We start from the raw sequence: 14,803 nt of genomic DNA, 5'->3' as shown, positions 1-14,803 counted from the left end.
TCGGCATATCGGAATGCAAACAGGCTATTGAACAAGTTCGACGATTTTTTGGGCGCCATCCGCCATGGAATCGGCTGCCACGATATTCAAACCGGATTCCGCTAAAATCTGTTTGCCGAGCTCAACATTCGTACCTTCAAGACGGACAACAAGCGGACGAGTCAGCCCCAACTGTTTGGCAGCCTCCACGACGCCGTTCGCAATGATGTCACACTGCATAATTCCGCCGAAAATGTTCACGAAAATACCTTCTACCTTCGGATCGGACAAAATGATTTTGAACGCTTCGGTTACCTTTTCCGTCGTCGCACCGCCCCCTACGTCTAGGAAGTTGGCCGGATCGCCACCGTAATATTTAATAATATCCATGGTTGCCATCGCCAAACCCGCACCATTGACCATACAGCCAATATTTCCGTCCAGAGCGATATAGCTTAGATCGTATTTAGATGCCTCAATTTCCTTCTCATCCTCTTCATCCAAATCACGCAATTCCAAAATATCCTTATGACGGAACAACGCATTAGAATCAAAATTCAGTTTGGCATCCAACGCCAGTACATTCCCATCACCCGTAACGACTAAGGGATTGATTTCTGCAATCGAACAATCCTTGTCCACAAAAGCTTCGTATAGCGCCAGCATAAACTTGACCGCTTTGTTTACCAGTTCATTAGGAATATTAATGTCATATGCCAACTTACGCGCCTGATACACCTGAAGCCCAATCGCTGGATCAACAACCGCTTTAAAAATTTTCTCCGGAGTGGCTGCAGCCACCTCTTCGATTTCCGTACCGCCTTCTTCTGAGGCCATCATTACGATACGTCCAGTCGCACGATCTACGACAACGCCGACGTAATATTCTTTACGAATATCGCAGCCTTCCTCAACCAAAAGGCGTTTGACCTCTTTACCTTCAGGTCCGGTCTGATGCGTCACCAGCACCTTACCCAAAATTTCAGAAGCAAAAGTCCGCACCTCATCCAAACCTTTGGCAACTTTCACGCCACCCGCTTTACCGCGTCCACCAGCATGAATTTGTGCTTTCACCACCGTAACAGCGCTTCCAAGCGATTCTGCCGCAGCAACGGCTTCCTCCACCGTATAGGCAACCTTACCGTTCGGTACAGCCACTCCGTACTGCTTTAATACTTCTTTACCCTGATATTCATGGATATTCATTCTGGAATCCTCCTATCAACATGACTGCAACAAGGGCGGTTCACAAGGAAATCTATACTAAACCTACATCATTGTAACATGTTTTTAAAACGCTTTCCTTATAATTTAACCTCATGAATTACAGTATTTTGATATCATTATCATTCCCAAAATCGAATGCTTGGATATTATTGGATATTACCATTAATACAAATTCACACAAAAAAAGCACCTCTACAACATGGGATTACCTAATCCGCATTAAGAGGCACTTTATTTCTTCAAGCATTAATACTTTCAGCTGAGAACAACTCATGCCATAAGATTCGCAAGAGCAACTGAAAATACCTTATGATTTTTCAATTTGTACATTCGCTTGATGAACACGATCAAGCAGATCATTGAACTGGAGCAGAAGCGACCCAAATTGATCATGAGTCATACTTGTTTTTTCCTGGATGCATCCTGGTACAGATAGAGCTTTTTCCCGCAATGCGCTTCCCTCTGTCGTCAAAGAAATCAGCACCTTACGCTCATCCTGAGTGGAACGCTTTCGATCGATCAGCCCGGCGTTCTGCAATCTCTTCAATAGCGGAGTTAGTGTGCCGGAGTCCAAATATAGTGCCTCACCCAATTCCTTCACTGTACACTCTTCACGCTCCCAGAGCACGATAAGTACCAAATATTGCGAGTACGTCACACCGAGCTTTTCCAGATAAGGCTGGTATAGCTTCGTTATCTCTCTGGAGCATGCATATATGGCAAAGCATAACTGATTATCAAGTTTTAACGCTGTACCTTCATTGGGATTGTTTTCCATGCTGTCTGATCACCTACTTTCGTCATTATTTTAGCACATTATATAATAAAATACATGCTAATTGCACAAAATACTTTACAAACAATAATTATTTTGATAAATTAAATTGTGTAAAATATAAATTGAGCGAGAGGCAGTGATTGGATTATGATGACCATTCAACAAAAAATGTATGAAACAACAGTAAAAGCGGTTGGTGGACGTAACGGTTATATCGAGTCTTCCTCCCCTGAACTTCGTTTAAATATTGATACCCCAAAAGAAATGGGCGGCGCAGGCGGTGCAGGTACAAATCCAGAGCAATTGTTCGCAGCAGGCTATTCCGCTTGCTTTGACAGTGCCTTAAATATGGTTGCTCGCATGCAACGTGTTAAGCATGAAGGTACTGAAGTAACAGCTACGGTCCATTTCGGCAAAGTGGAAGACGGCGGCTTCGGAATCGGAGTAAACCTCGATGTATTGGTAAAAGGCGTCGATCATGAAACTGCATTAAAACTGGTGGAAGGCGCACACGAACAATGTCCATACTCCCGCGCTACCCGCGGTAATATTGAAGTGAAACTGAACGTTTTGTAACTTAGATTTTATTTAGTACATGTAGGGGGACGTCTTCATCTCTCTTCATGGATTCAATAGTTTCGTTAGAATGAATTTCACAACAAGCCCCTCAATCGTTTTTTGTCGAGGGGCTTATTATCCTTTCAGCTATCCCTTCGTTAAAGACTGTTTATTTTTTTCCATCAAGTAACATGGGAGATGCTGCATAATCGTATATACGAAACTGATATACTCATAGTATAATCACTAATGTCATAATCTTATTTTTCTTCTCCAGATCTTTATTGTCTGGAGCTTTTTTTGTCCTTTTTTTCCATTTTCTATTGTACATACCCTTTGGAAAAACTCTTTCATAAAAATGATTGTGTTATAACTACTAAGTTTTATCGCCTTTTTAACTTTCAGGAAAACTGGCATTTGCTCTATCCATGTGGCGGTATTGAATAGCTTCAGCCACATGTGAAGTCAAAATTTTCTCTGAGTCATGTAAGTCTGCAATGGTACGCGAAAGCTTGAGAATTCGATCATACGCACGCATGCTTAAACCGAGTGCGTCCATTGTCTGATCAAGCAAGTCCGCTGCATTTTTTTCTAATACGGCATATTTACGAAGCATCTGACCGGACAGCTCACTATTCCATGAAAAGGGAAGCTTGCTATATCTGTGGATTTGTATCGCTTGAGCAGCCAGCACCTGCCTTCGCATTTCAGCGGATGACAATGATTCTTTTTCCTCCCGCCAATCCTTCGGCTGCGATACTTCAAGCTGAAGATCAATCCGATCCAGCAGTGGACCGGAAATACGTGAACGGTAGCGAGCTACTGCTGCAGGTGAACAGGTACAGCGCTGATGTTCCGTATCATTTCCGAAAAAGCCACAGTGACACGGATTTAAAGAGGCAGCAAGTAAAAAATGCGCCGGATACTTAAAAACAGCACGTGAACGACTGATCGTAACATTGTGGTCTTCCAATGGTTGGCGCAGCACTTCTAGTACATGACGGCTAAACTCAGGCAACTCATCCAGAAATAAAATCCCCCGGTGTGCAAGACTGATTTCTCCTGGTTTGGGTATACCTCCTCCACCCACCAAACCAGCAGCAGAGATCGTATGATGAGGCGAACGGAAGGGACGAATATTCATCAGATGAGGCGATGACTCCTTCCACTTCCCGGCAGCGCTGTATACTTTGGTGACTTCAAGCGCCTCCTTTTCTGTCAAAGGCGGAAGGATAGATGGCAACCTGCGGATGAGCATGGTCTTCCCAGCCCCCGGCGGTCCCATAAGCAAAATATTATGCATCCCGGCTGCAGCGATGACTAACGCACGCTTGGCGTGCAGCTGACCCAGCACATCGCTGTAATCCTCCATGTTGCTAGTTATCTCTTCTTTCTCACACAACGGTATTTGCTCTGCCTGAGGTAAATGGTCATAGGAACAGATCATGACTTGTTTACTGGCAGTACAACTCTGAGTTGTCGCTTGCCTATCAACAGTCCCTTGTGCACGATCTTCAATCGGGATAAGATCTGCTAGATGACGTATAGCGTAAATACGTATACCCGTAATCAGACGAGCCTCGCTTGCGTTTTCCTGGGGAAGCAGTACAGAGTTGAATCCTTCTCGCTTGGCCAGATCAACCATAGACAGCACCCCATTTACAGGTCGAATACTGCCATCCAGCGCCAGCTCGCCAATAAACAGCGTCCGTTCTCCCACGGGTAAAACGACCTGTTCACTGGTTGTCAGCAACCCTAAAGCGATAGCAAGGTCAAAAGCTGAACCTTCCTTACGCAAATCAGCAGGAGCTAAATTAATCGTGACACGCTGGGACGGATATTTAAAGCCACAGTTTTTAATTGCTGCTCTGACACGCTCCACTGCCTCTCGAATCGCCGAATCGGGCAATCCTATAATCGCTGTCTGAGGCAAGCCATTGGACAAATCAGTCTCAACTTCAATCAGAACGCCATCTATTCCATACAGACAAGCTCCGTGTAATTTTCCATACATATCAAAAAGCACCTCTCCTCATATTGGAATGCTCCCTCTCGGGAATCATTGCATATATGAAAAAAGGTGCTTCCAAATTTTCATTCTTTGCAAATGTAATGTTCGAAATTTTAGCTTCGAACTATGCTTTCAAAATTCTTGACTAAGTTTATCTGACGACAGATTATTTGTCAAACAAGGTCAGCTTATCGGCTGCGGGAGTACGTGGTCTTGATTCCGGGATAACGTCAGGATAGCCTGCATATATCATTCCTATTACCTTCTCACCTGGTTGAATTCCCAAGTGCTCACGGAACTTAGGCGAATACAAAAATGGCTTTGTCACCCAAAACGTTCCGATTCCTTTGCTCCATGCGGCAAGCATAAAGTTTTGTACAAGCGCGCTGACCGCTGCAAAATCCTCATCCCAAACCGCTTGACGCGGGTCTTCTTCCAGCACTACTAAAAGCTGGATCGGGTTGTGCAAAATGCCGCTCTCAAACTTGTTGTCCTTACCGATGTCGGCTGCAATTGCTTTTGCAAGCTTTTTCCGTCCTTCACCAGCAAACAACAGAAAACGCCACGGTTCACGCATTTTATGATTAGGAGCCCACACAGCGACGTCCAGCAATTCTTTGATCGTATCTACCGGAATAGAGTCGGATTTAAATCGTTTAATCGTCCGGCGTTCCTGAATTACATCTATGACATGTTCACTAAAGGTATGTTTTGTCACGTAAATCCTCCTTCACAGGTACAACTTCTCGATATTCATTTTCAGATGAAAATGATAACTATTCTCAATAAAATATACCTGTAGCTTTCCTTCCTGTCAACCTGTACATATGAATTCAGTCCCGCACTCTTAGCTTCGAAAAAGCTCTTACTCTTAAAATGCGCCTATTAAATGGTTTGTAACAACTGCCTTTTCGTCAGTTAATTGTACAGAAATCATGTCAAAGCGGATTGGAGCATCTCCAATCCCGTTCATATGCAAATATACAGCGGCTGTTTGGCGAACTTGGGCTATTTTACGCGCAGTAACTGATTCTGCTGGCGTTCCATATTTGGAGCTACTTCGACTACGTACCTCAATAAACACGAGTGTATGCTCCTGCTTGGCAATCAGATCTATTTCACCACTGCGGCATCGCCAATTACGCTCTATGATTCGGTAACCCAAGTTTTCTAAAAACAAAGCCGCTGCCTCTTCACCCATCGCTCCTTTGGCTTTCCGTTGATCCTTGCTTCCAGCCTTCATCTCATTACGCATCACCAGTCATCCCTTGATGCAAGCCGGTCCATTTGATATATATAGGTAAGCACCTCTGCCACCAACTGATAGAGCTCAGCAGGGATTTGTTCGTCCAGATCAAGTTTGGACAGTACTTCAACCAGCGCAGCATCCTCCTGTACTGGAACACCATGTTCTTTAGCTTTTTCTAAAATGCTATCCGCAATACGGCCGCTCCCTTTGGCAACGACAATCGGTGCTTCGCTCTCGCCAGGCGTATATTTAAGGGCGACCGCCTTCTTTATGGAAGGAGAAGGAGGTTCCAACGGCTCTTTCATATTTTAAGATCGACTCCTTTATACGGCTGAGGCACATAGCTTTGTACTTCAGAAGAGGCGAGGCTGTTCTGTTCAGTCCTTATGGGCATGGGCTCGGTACGAAGCGATAGAAGCTGGTATCCTAGTGACTCCAACGCTGTGTGAATGGACTCACGCCCACTGGTTAACAACGAAGCCGCCCATTCATGATCATTATGGAGCTTGACACTTACAATCCGATCTACAACCTGGACATCTACCAGGGTCGGCCCAAGTCCCTTCATGTCCAAATCAAACCAAAGACGACAGTTGGAGGCGTCCAGCTCTCCCCGTTTGCCGCGGCGGGACTGAATCTGGATCGTAGCTGTTTCGCGACCGTCCGGTCCAACGAATGGTATAAACATGTGTACTTGTGCAAAAGGCGCCGTTCGGTCTGTATTGAGCAGCAACTGCTGACCTGTCAGGTGCTGTACAACCTGCTGAGCCGCCTCTTTCAAAGCGGGCGGCAGGTCGTCACTGCTCATCAGCTGGAGCAGTGCCCCTTTTACGGTGTCTGCGTCTGCTGACACCGTGTCCCCAGACGCAGCCGCTAATCCCGGCAGCGTCTGGGGCATTCCCTCTGGCGGCTCCATACGTGCCGCCGCCCCTTGCGCGACCTGTGTAGTCGCGCGGTGCACTTGCTGCTCGTGCTCTGCACCGAGCAGCTTCAGTACGCGGCCTACCCACGGGTCTTCCGTGGGGGTGAGCTGCGGGCTGGACGCCACAGGCTGCGATGCAGCGGCGTCTGCGGCCCGCGAGGCGCCAGCCGCCCGCTGCGCCACTTCCGTTGCGGGCTGCTCTGGGGCAGCCGTGCTCAGCGCGGGTGGCACCGCCGCGCGTAGCTCTTGCAGCAACGTGCGCAGCCGCTGGAGCGGCACCTCTGGCGCAGCAGTGTTGCCTGCTGTGGATTGCGGCACAGGGGCACCAGCCTGCTGTGCGGAGAGACGGTCAGCCGTGGCTGCGGTTAAGGCGGGCTTTGCCCCCGCAGGCTCTGCCGTGGCAGCCGCTGGAGCGCCATCCGTATCCTTAAGCTGTGTGCTTGCCGCAGTAGCTTGCTGTGACTGTGACTGCTCCACTCTGGTGCGGGGACCATTTAATGCATCAGCACTCGATTCTGGCGCATTTACACCAGCTTCCGATGCCACTGTCGCTCCGCGTTCATTGGCTGCCTCCGATTCTCCTGGAGCAGTCCCTTTGGCTGCAGATGCAGCCCCCGTCGCAGTATCTGAATCTGTTGCCAAAGCACTCGCTGCTGCAGCAAGGTTGGCTGCTTGAGTCCCTTTTAACAATTCCTTGCCGCCTGTGGTTTGTCCAGCTTCTGCCTGCTTTGCAGCGGCAGAAGCATCCTTGGACAATGTAGGAGCTTGGCCTTCCTGTCCATCTACCACCACAGAAGAAGCACCTGTTGGACTAGCAGACATTCGGTCAGCGTTCTTTATAGCTGGCGATTCCCCCACTGAACGATCAGTGGATATTCCCTGTGCTTGCTGTTTTAATACCGTTTCAAGCTCTTGCTCCAGCGAAGACAACAGATCATTTAAAGGAGGCCCAAACATCGCTTGACGCAATCCGTTTATGCTTTCTGCCGTCAATGGAAGTCCCCGTTGAAAGGCAACTGCCGCCGCCTGCACAAACGTTCCCAATTGTACATTGCCGCTTTGCTTCGCCATAGCTTCTCGCAAAGAAGCCGCATTTTCCGACGTCAACGGCACACCATTCTTTTGCATTGCCTGTATAAGCTCCCTGTTCTGAGCTGTATCCGGCAGTCCCACCGATTCCAATACATCTGTCAGCGCTACGGTTTGCTGTGGTGTATTGGCCACATCGTTCAGAGGCTTAAGCACCGTCATTCCGCTGGGGGAAGCCGGTTGAACCTGAAACGTTGTAGTCTGTCCAGGTTGAAGAGGGGTCTCCAGCTTTGCCCTGACCTGAGAACCTTGTATTTGCAACACAGCCTCACCGCCGTCCTCAGACACCTTTAGCACGACTCCTCGTACGACCTGACCTGGCTGCATATCAAGTTTTTTAGCCTCTCCAGCCTTCACATCTCCAAGTAATCCACGAAATACAGATCCGATGTTCATATCGCCCCTCCTCTCACTCTCCCCCATTCAAAGGGGCTTATGGTATTAGTTATACTTTATATCGGCATTGTCCCGATTCACAATAAGTAACTACAGATCAAACAGTGTCGGTTGCTCTGTCAGCAAATTGCCTAGAAAGCTGCGTCTATGCATCTTTGTAGGTCCTAGCGCCAAAATTTGTTCCCTATGCAACTTGGTAGCGTAACCTTTATGTATACCGATCCCATATTCCGGATACTTCGCATCCCATTCACCTTTACACAGCCGATCACGGGTTACCTTGGCGATGATAGAGGCCGCCGCAATGGACTGACTGTTCGCATCTCCTTTAATAATAGAGAGCTGAGGAATAGGCACATCTACCTTTTCTGCATCCACCAGTAAATAATCAGGAGACACATGTAAAGCCTCAATAGCCTGCTTCATAGCCAAACGAGCTGCCTGCTTAATATTGATATCATCAATCGTCTGCGCGTCTATATAGCCAACTCCTACAGCAATAGCCTTCTCCATAATCAGCTCGTAGTATGCTTCTCTCTTCTTGTCCGTCAATTTTTTGGAATCATCCACACCTTCCAGTAACTCACCCACTGGTAAAATGACTGCTGCGGCCACAACATCACCAAACAGGCATCCACGACCTACCTCGTCAATACCTGCAATCCGCTCACAAGACTGCTCCCAGTATTTTTTTTCATAATGTAGCATGTCCTTCGCTACAATCTCTTTATTTTCCATATTCAATACCTGCCCATCTATATGTAGTTTAACGCGTCATTCATGCCGTAACTCTAGCGATTGAATTCAGCTTACCACAGACCTTCACCGTCCAAAACCCTTTTCTAACTGCCTTCAAATACCAAAAAAAAACCTTCCTCCTCTCCGGAGAGATGGGGAAGGTTCTTCCTTGCCACAAAATGCTATGTTCTGCATCGGTGTACCAGTAAAATCAGTAAGGAGCTTCCAAACTGAATCGTCCCAGCTTCCCTGCACGCAGCTCACGCAAAATGATTTTTGACGCCTTTTCGAGATCTACACGTCCGCCGCTAACAATACAGCCACGTTTACGTCCGATCGCTTCCATAACGTTGACAATTTCATCAGGATTTTCTGTATCTTCAGGACGTTCGGTGAGCTCAAAGCGCTCTGCCAGTGCATCCCAATAGTACTGAACCAAATATTTAGTCGCAAAAAAGGCAATATCCTCGACATTCAGAATTTCTTCCTTGATCGCACCTGTAACTGCCAGACGATAGCCTACATTCTGATCCTCAAATTTAGGCCATAGAATACCTGGTGTATCCAGCAATTCAATTTCTCCGATCTTGATCCACTGCTGTGCCTTCGTTACCCCTGGACGGTCACCCGTAGCTGCAATATTACGTCCCGCCATTCGGTTGATCAGTGTCGATTTGCCGACATTCGGAATACCAACAATCAACCCACGCATAGGACGCGGGTTCATTCCCTTCCTAATCTGCCGATCTATCTTTTCCTTAAGCAGCAGCTTAGCCTGAATCGGAATTTCTTTTAGTCCCGTCCCAGTTGCGGCATCCACCGGAAGGGCCACATGCCCCTGCTCCTTAAAATAGGCAATCCATTGCTGTGATACTACCGGATCCGCCAAATCTGCTTTATTCAAAATAATCATCCGCGGCTTGCCTTGCAAAATATCATCAATCATTGGATTTCGGCTGGAGAGCGGCAATCGAGCATCAATCAGCTCAATGACCAAATCAATTAACTTTAATTTTGCTTCAATTTGGCGGCGCGCTCTGGTCATATGACCAGGAAACCATTGAATCGTCACCGTCATCACCCCATTGATCGTAACTCCTACTTTTACCCTTAGGCTCTTAGTTAGGATTACGGCAGCTATGCTGCTTATTAGTTATTCTAGTGGTTAATCCACTGCATATCTTTTGCCGGCCAGAAAATAACGTCAGCCCGACCTACGACTTCCTTCAAATCAATATATCCAATCATCCGACTGTCTGTACTATTGGAACGGTTATCTCCCATTACAAAAATATGCCCTGCCGGAACTTTTCCATCCTTAAACTTCTCATTTGGAAAATTTGTAAACTTGTTGTAAAGCTCGCCATTCTGATGGGCTTCTTCTAAAGGAGCTTTCAAATAAGCTTCCTGAATCGGCTTACCATTTACTGTAATCGTGTCACCTTCTACCTTGACCGTATCTCCTTCAACGGCAATGACGCGTTTGATAAAGTCTCTTCCTTCCTCCGGCACATGAAACACGATCACTTCGCCTGGTTTAGGGGCACGGAAATCATACAAAATCTCATTTACAATGACGCGTTCTCCGGTATGAAAGTTAGGCTGCATCGACGGGCCATCCACAATAAACGGCTTAAAGAGAAGCCAGCGGATTAAAAAGACAAGCACTAACGCAATAATGATGGCCTTGAGCCACTCAAAAATCTCATTTTTTGGTTTACGCTTGGGCGTACCATCCTGATCAGTTGGCTGCTGTACAGCTCCTTGTCCTACTTCTTGCTCCATAGCTCACTGTCCTCTCTTTACGGTCAATAATCCACAGTTCCCTATGTACGTAGAAAAAACGAAAGGAGCTTGTAACCAAGCCCCTTTCGTTATTCGTTGTATTAACGACGAATTTCTTTAATTCTCGCTGCTTTACCGCGCAGTTCACGAAGATAATAAAGCTTCGCACGACGCACTTTACCACGGCGAGCCACGTCGATTTTATCGATTTTTGGGGAATGAAGCGGGAAAGTTCTTTCCACACCTACACCGTAAGAAATTTTACGAACTGTAAAAGTCTCACTGATTCCACCACCACGGCGTTTAATTACAACACCTTCAAACAACTGGATACGCTCACGAGTTCCCTCAATAACTTTCACGTGCACTTTCAAAGTGTCACCAGGACGAAAGTTAGGCAAATCTTTACGCAGTTGTTCTTCAGTGATCGCTTGGACGATATTCATCTATGACTCCCTCCTTCCGTACAGGTGTTCATGCTTCTTCTGGAAACACAACCGTTTCCTTCATCATCCACAGAGGACCACCGTATTACACACAACAGATGTATTGTATCATGGAGGATACCGCATTGCAACAACAAAAAGGGATTTGACCAAACATTATTTAATTGACTCCATTATAAAACAGGTCACCGCCTGCTTTCAAATCCACTCATGTCTAAGGCGCTTTATTGCTTATCCCCCAAACAGTCAGATTTGCGCTGCTCCTCAATCCACATGCGCTCCTTGCCTGTCAGTTCAGCCTGTTCCAACAGGTCTGGTCGGCGTTCCATCGTGCGACGTAAGGCCTCTTGGCGTCTCCAAGAATCAATATTGACGTGATGCCCTGACAGGAGTACATCGGGTACTTTCCAGCCCCGAAACTCCGCAGGCCGGGTATAATGGGGGTACTCCAGCAGCCCCGTACTAAACGAGTCCGTTACCGCACTCGTTTCGTTCCCCAGCACTCCTGGTAGCAACCGTGTCACACTGTCAATGACGGTCATGGCTGGAAGCTCACCACCAGTCAATACATAATCTCCGATAGAAAGCTCATCCGTCACCAAATACTCTCGAATACGCTCATCATAACCCTCATAATGCCCACATATAAAAATAAGATGGTCCTCTTTGGCCAGCTCTTCCGCTTTCTTTTGCGTAAAAGTCTCGCCTTGTGGACACATCAAAATGATACGCGGAGATTTTATGTCTGTGTTACGTTCTACCCCTTCATGTTGGATAACTTCATCGGCTGTCTCTAATGTTGGTTGCTCTGATTTATCCAACAGCGCTTCCACCGCAGCAAAAATAGGGTCAGGCTTCAAAACCATGCCGCCCCCACCGCCATAGGGCGTATCATCCACTTGTCCATGCTTGTTGCCAGCATACTGACGAAAATTAACCGCTTGCAGTGATACAATTCCCTTATCCCTTGCTTTTCCCAGAATGCTTGCATTAAATACTCCATCAAACATCTCTGGAAACAGGGTTAGCACATCCACTCTCATTACAGCAGACCTTCCATTAACCGTACCGTAACCCGTTTTTCACGCACGTTTACATTCAAAATAACATCCTCTATATACGGCAATAGCAGTTCCTTGCCTTTAGGCATTTTGACTACCCATACATCATTGGCTCCCGGAGTCAAAATTTCTTTGACCACGCCGAGCTCATTTCCGTCTTCGGTCACCACTTCCATGCCGACTACTTCATGAAAATAGAATTCATTTTCTTCCAATTCACCTAACCGCTCAGCAGATACCTTCAACAATGTACCTTTATATTTTTCGACTTCATTAATATTGTGATATTCCTTAAATTTAGCGACAACCATATTTTTTTGAAAACGCGCTGTTTCAACAGTTACGGGGATCGGTGCTTTACCTTCCGCCGGAACAATCAAAAGCTCACTACCTTTAGCAAAACGATCTTCTGGGAAATCTGTCGTCGTTAATATTTTAAGCTCCCCACGGATTCCATGGGTGTTCACAATTTTTCCGACATTAAACAATTGTTGCATCGTGTTCCTCCTGCTTGTAATCGGTCCCGCTCCATATCATCTTCATCATGTACGAAAAAGGGTTAGGACATACATCCTAACCCACTTTCGTATATCTTTAAGATATGATGTCTACGGTAACCCGTTTATCCATCTTAACGGCTGCTGATGCAACCACAGTGCGAAGCGCCTTGGCGATACGACCCTGCTTACCAATGATTTTGCCTACATCCTCAGGATGCACACTAAGCTCATATACAACAAGCCGATCCTTCTCCAAGGTCTTCACGGTTACATCTTCCGGATGATCGACTAAAGCCTTAGCAATGATTATCACTAATTCTTCCATGGTTGACCCTCCGTATCAGCACCTTATTTCTGTAGTTTAGATTCATGAAACTTTTTCATTACGCCCGCTTTGCTAAGCAAGTTACGGACTGTGTCGGATGCTTGTGCACCATCTTGCAACCATTTCAGCGCTTTATCTTCATCAATTTTTACAACCGCTGGTACTGTGATTGGGTTGTAGTAACCGATTTCTTCGATAAAACGACCGTCACGCGGGGAACGAGAATCAGATACCACGACGCGATAGAAAGGAGCTTTATGTGCACCCATACGTTTCAGACGAATACGAACTGCCACGAAAATTCACCTCCTTCAAAAAGTAGACTATATTGTTATCCCATAATTCCAAGGGCCTAACGGCCTTAGCGGAAAGGAAACTTCATACCTTTACCCATACTCTTCAGCTGCTTCATAGCCTTGTTTTTGCCACCCTTAGGTCCCATCATATCTGAGAACTGCTTCATCATGCGACGCATTTCGTCAAATTGCTTTATCAGACGATTTACCTCAGCCAGTGATGTTCCACTGCCTACAGAAATACGTTTGCGTCGGCTATGATTAATCATGTCTGGGTTTTGCTTTTCCTGTGTGGTCATAGAATGAACGATAGCCTCAATCCGGCCCATCTGTTTGTCATCCACTTTGATATCTTTCATTTGCTTCATGTTGCCCATACCGGGAATCATATCAAGAATCTGGTCGATTGGACCAAGCTTCTTAACTTGATCCATTTGCTCCAGAAAATCTTCAAAAGTAAACTCGGCATTACGCATTTTACGTTCCATTTCCTTCGCCTTATCGGCGTCGATATTGGACTGCGCTTTTTCAATCAGGGACAACATGTCACCCATGCCTAAAATCCGTGAAGCCATCCGTTCAGGATGAAACGGCTCCATCGCATCCAGCTTTTCACCCAATGTAGCAAACTTGATCGGGCATCCCGTCACAGCCTTAACTGATAAAGCTGCACCACCACGAGTGTCACCATCCAGCTTCGTCAGTACAACTCCCGTCAACTCCAAGCTACTATTAAAGTGCTCTGCAACGTTAACCGCGTCCTGCCCCGTCATGCTATCTACAACCAGTAGAACTTCATCCGGGTTGACGTTGGTATGAATCTGGCGTAACTCTTCCATGAGCTCTTCATCAACATGAAGACGACCCGCAGTATCTATAATAACGTAGTCATTACCATTATCCTTAGCATGCTGCAAACCCTGTTTCGCAATTTCTACCGGGCTTGTCTGATCTCCCAGTGTAAATACAGGAGTATTAATCTGCTCCCCCAGAACCTGAAGTTGCTTGATCGCGGCTGGTCTATAAATATCACCAGCTACAAGCAATGGACGATGATTTTGCTTTTGCAACAATTTCGCCAGTTTACCAGACGTCGTCGTCTTACCTGCGCCCTGGAGACCCACCATCATAATGACCGTAGGCGGTTTGTTTGCTTTGGCAAGCTTGGCCTGACTGCCACCCATCAACTCGGTCAGTTCCTTGTTCACGATGTCGATGATGACCATGCCTGGCGTAAAGCTGTCCATCACTTCCTTACCAACGGATTTCTCCTTTACCTTGGCAATAAAGTCCTTTACAACCTTGAAGTTAACGTCCGCCTCAAGCAAAGCTAATCGTACTTCACGCATCGCCTGAGCTACATCATCCTCAGACACTTTTCCTTTACCGCGCAGTTTACTGAATACATTTTGCAAGCGAGTCGATAATCCTTCAAATGCCATA

17 protein-coding genes are annotated in these 14,803 nt (G+C 46.5%); 1 reads left to right on the top strand and 16 read right to left on the bottom strand.

Going from position 1 to position 14,803, the window contains the following annotated elements; genetic code table 11:
- Nucleotides 1-24: 24 nt before the first annotated feature.
- The gene (gene sucC, locus NLX82_RS11405) at nt 25-1,185 is read right to left on the bottom strand and encodes an ADP-forming succinate--CoA ligase subunit beta (RefSeq protein ID WP_053325253.1); all 1,161 of its coding nucleotides are present in this window, start codon (nt 1,183-1,185) and stop codon (nt 25-27) included.
- 328 nt (nt 1,186-1,513) lie between these two features.
- Nucleotides 1,514-1,984, bottom strand: a complete 471-nt coding sequence (locus NLX82_RS11400) for a MarR family winged helix-turn-helix transcriptional regulator (RefSeq protein WP_023988180.1) — start codon at nt 1,982-1,984, stop codon at nt 1,514-1,516.
- Between the two features lie 147 nt (nt 1,985-2,131).
- On the opposite strand from NLX82_RS11400, the gene NLX82_RS11395 reads away from it, so the two are divergent.
- A complete protein-coding gene (locus NLX82_RS11395) occupies nt 2,132-2,560 on the top strand; it encodes an organic hydroperoxide resistance protein (RefSeq protein WP_053325252.1) in 429 nt (142 codons plus the stop codon).
- 376 nt (nt 2,561-2,936) lie between these two features.
- Here the strand turns inward: NLX82_RS11395 and NLX82_RS11390 are convergent, their stop codons facing one another.
- From NLX82_RS11390 to ffh, 14 genes are all read right to left on the bottom strand, one after another.
- Nucleotides 2,937-4,556, bottom strand: a complete 1,620-nt coding sequence (locus NLX82_RS11390) for a YifB family Mg chelatase-like AAA ATPase (protein ID WP_068940648.1) — start codon at nt 4,554-4,556, stop codon at nt 2,937-2,939.
- A gap of 163 nt (nt 4,557-4,719) precedes the next feature.
- Nucleotides 4,720-5,271, bottom strand: coding sequence for a nitroreductase family protein (locus NLX82_RS11385; protein WP_025723284.1), 552 nt, complete (start codon nt 5,269-5,271; stop codon nt 4,720-4,722).
- Nucleotides 5,272-5,424: 153 nt separating this feature from the next.
- Entirely contained in the window at nt 5,425-5,808 is a 384-nt protein-coding gene (locus NLX82_RS11380) for a YraN family protein (protein ID WP_254348112.1), read from the bottom strand.
- Nucleotides 5,808-6,107: an EscU/YscU/HrcU family type III secretion system export apparatus switch protein gene (locus NLX82_RS11375; protein WP_023988176.1), complete on the bottom strand. Its 300-nt coding sequence runs from the start codon at nt 6,105-6,107 to the stop codon at nt 5,808-5,810. Before NLX82_RS11375 ends, NLX82_RS11380 begins: the two co-directional genes overlap by 1 nt.
- Nucleotides 6,104-8,209 carry a DNA ligase gene (locus NLX82_RS11370; RefSeq protein WP_254348110.1) on the bottom strand — a complete coding sequence of 702 codons (2,106 nt, stop codon included), beginning with the start codon at nt 8,207-8,209 and terminating at the stop codon, nt 6,104-6,106. Before NLX82_RS11370 ends, NLX82_RS11375 begins: the two co-directional genes overlap by 4 nt.
- A 90-nt stretch (nt 8,210-8,299) precedes the next feature.
- Nucleotides 8,300-8,947, bottom strand: coding sequence for a ribonuclease HII (locus NLX82_RS11365; RefSeq protein WP_254348108.1), 648 nt, complete (start codon nt 8,945-8,947; stop codon nt 8,300-8,302).
- Between the two features lie 211 nt (nt 8,948-9,158).
- Nucleotides 9,159-10,019 carry a ribosome biogenesis GTPase YlqF gene (gene ylqF, locus NLX82_RS11360; protein ID WP_053326554.1) on the bottom strand — a complete coding sequence of 287 codons (861 nt, stop codon included), beginning with the start codon at nt 10,017-10,019 and terminating at the stop codon, nt 9,159-9,161.
- 86 nt (nt 10,020-10,105) lie between these two features.
- Nucleotides 10,106-10,732, bottom strand: coding sequence for a signal peptidase I (gene lepB / locus NLX82_RS11355; RefSeq protein ID WP_013309866.1), 627 nt, complete (start codon nt 10,730-10,732; stop codon nt 10,106-10,108).
- Between the two features lie 101 nt (nt 10,733-10,833).
- On the bottom strand, nt 10,834-11,178 hold the full coding sequence (gene rplS, locus NLX82_RS11350; protein WP_010346403.1) for a 50S ribosomal protein L19: 345 nt from the start codon (nt 11,176-11,178) through the stop codon (nt 10,834-10,836).
- 224 nt (nt 11,179-11,402) lie between these two features.
- Nucleotides 11,403-12,221 (bottom strand): tRNA (guanosine(37)-N1)-methyltransferase TrmD, encoded by an 819-nt coding sequence (trmD, locus tag NLX82_RS11345; protein WP_023988171.1) that lies wholly within the window; start codon nt 12,219-12,221, stop codon nt 11,403-11,405.
- On the bottom strand, nt 12,221-12,736 hold the full coding sequence (rimM, locus tag NLX82_RS11340; RefSeq protein WP_160789565.1) for a ribosome maturation factor RimM: 516 nt from the start codon (nt 12,734-12,736) through the stop codon (nt 12,221-12,223). The genes trmD and rimM overlap by 1 nt, the downstream gene beginning before the upstream one ends.
- A gap of 97 nt (nt 12,737-12,833) precedes the next feature.
- Nucleotides 12,834-13,064, bottom strand: a complete 231-nt coding sequence (locus tag NLX82_RS11335; protein WP_013309863.1) for a KH domain-containing protein — start codon at nt 13,062-13,064, stop codon at nt 12,834-12,836.
- Between the two features lie 23 nt (nt 13,065-13,087).
- Nucleotides 13,088-13,360 (bottom strand): 30S ribosomal protein S16, encoded by a 273-nt coding sequence (gene rpsP / locus NLX82_RS11330; protein WP_013309862.1) that lies wholly within the window; start codon nt 13,358-13,360, stop codon nt 13,088-13,090.
- Nucleotides 13,361-13,425: 65 nt separating this feature from the next.
- Nucleotides 13,426-14,802 (bottom strand): signal recognition particle protein, encoded by a 1,377-nt coding sequence (gene ffh / locus NLX82_RS11325; RefSeq protein WP_023988170.1) that lies wholly within the window; start codon nt 14,800-14,802, stop codon nt 13,426-13,428.
- Nucleotide 14,803 lies beyond the last annotated feature (1 nt).

It is taken from the genome of Paenibacillus sp. A3M_27_13 (assembly GCF_024213315.1).
Taxonomy (GTDB): domain Bacteria; phylum Bacillota; class Bacilli; order Paenibacillales; family Paenibacillaceae; genus Paenibacillus; species Paenibacillus polymyxa_B.
This window is presented reverse-complemented; position numbering and strand designations above follow the sequence as displayed.

What these genes read in the sequence shown, in the direction of transcription:
- sucC (WP_053325253.1), bottom strand. Translation starts at nt 1,185, where the DNA reads ATGAATATCCATGAATATCAGGGTAAAGAAGTATTAAAGCAGTACGGA.
- NLX82_RS11400 (WP_023988180.1), bottom strand. Translation starts at nt 1,984, where the DNA reads ATGGAAAACAATCCCAATGAAGGTACAGCGTTAAAACTTGATAATCAG.
- NLX82_RS11395 (WP_053325252.1), top strand. Translation starts at nt 2,132, where the DNA reads ATGATGACCATTCAACAAAAAATGTATGAAACAACAGTAAAAGCGGTT.
- NLX82_RS11390 (WP_068940648.1), bottom strand. Translation starts at nt 4,556, where the DNA reads ATGTATGGAAAATTACACGGAGCTTGTCTGTATGGAATAGATGGCGTT.
- NLX82_RS11380 (WP_254348112.1), bottom strand. Translation starts at nt 5,808, where the DNA reads ATGCGTAATGAGATGAAGGCTGGAAGCAAGGATCAACGGAAAGCCAAA.
- NLX82_RS11375 (WP_023988176.1), bottom strand. Translation starts at nt 6,107, where the DNA reads ATGAAAGAGCCGTTGGAACCTCCTTCTCCTTCCATAAAGAAGGCGGTC.
- NLX82_RS11370 (WP_254348110.1), bottom strand. Translation starts at nt 8,209, where the DNA reads ATGAACATCGGATCTGTATTTCGTGGATTACTTGGAGATGTGAAGGCT.
- NLX82_RS11365 (WP_254348108.1), bottom strand. Translation starts at nt 8,947, where the DNA reads ATGGAAAATAAAGAGATTGTAGCGAAGGACATGCTACATTATGAAAAA.
- lepB (WP_013309866.1), bottom strand. Translation starts at nt 10,732, where the DNA reads ATGGAGCAAGAAGTAGGACAAGGAGCTGTACAGCAGCCAACTGATCAG.
- rplS (WP_010346403.1), bottom strand. Translation starts at nt 11,178, where the DNA reads ATGAATATCGTCCAAGCGATCACTGAAGAACAACTGCGTAAAGATTTG.
- trmD (WP_023988171.1), bottom strand. Translation starts at nt 12,221, where the DNA reads ATGAGAGTGGATGTGCTAACCCTGTTTCCAGAGATGTTTGATGGAGTA.
- rimM (WP_160789565.1), bottom strand. Translation starts at nt 12,736, where the DNA reads ATGCAACAATTGTTTAATGTCGGAAAAATTGTGAACACCCATGGAATC.
- NLX82_RS11335 (WP_013309863.1), bottom strand. Translation starts at nt 13,064, where the DNA reads ATGGAAGAATTAGTGATAATCATTGCTAAGGCTTTAGTCGATCATCCG.
- ffh (WP_023988170.1), bottom strand. Translation starts at nt 14,802, where the DNA reads ATGGCATTTGAAGGATTATCGACTCGCTTGCAAAATGTATTCAGTAAA.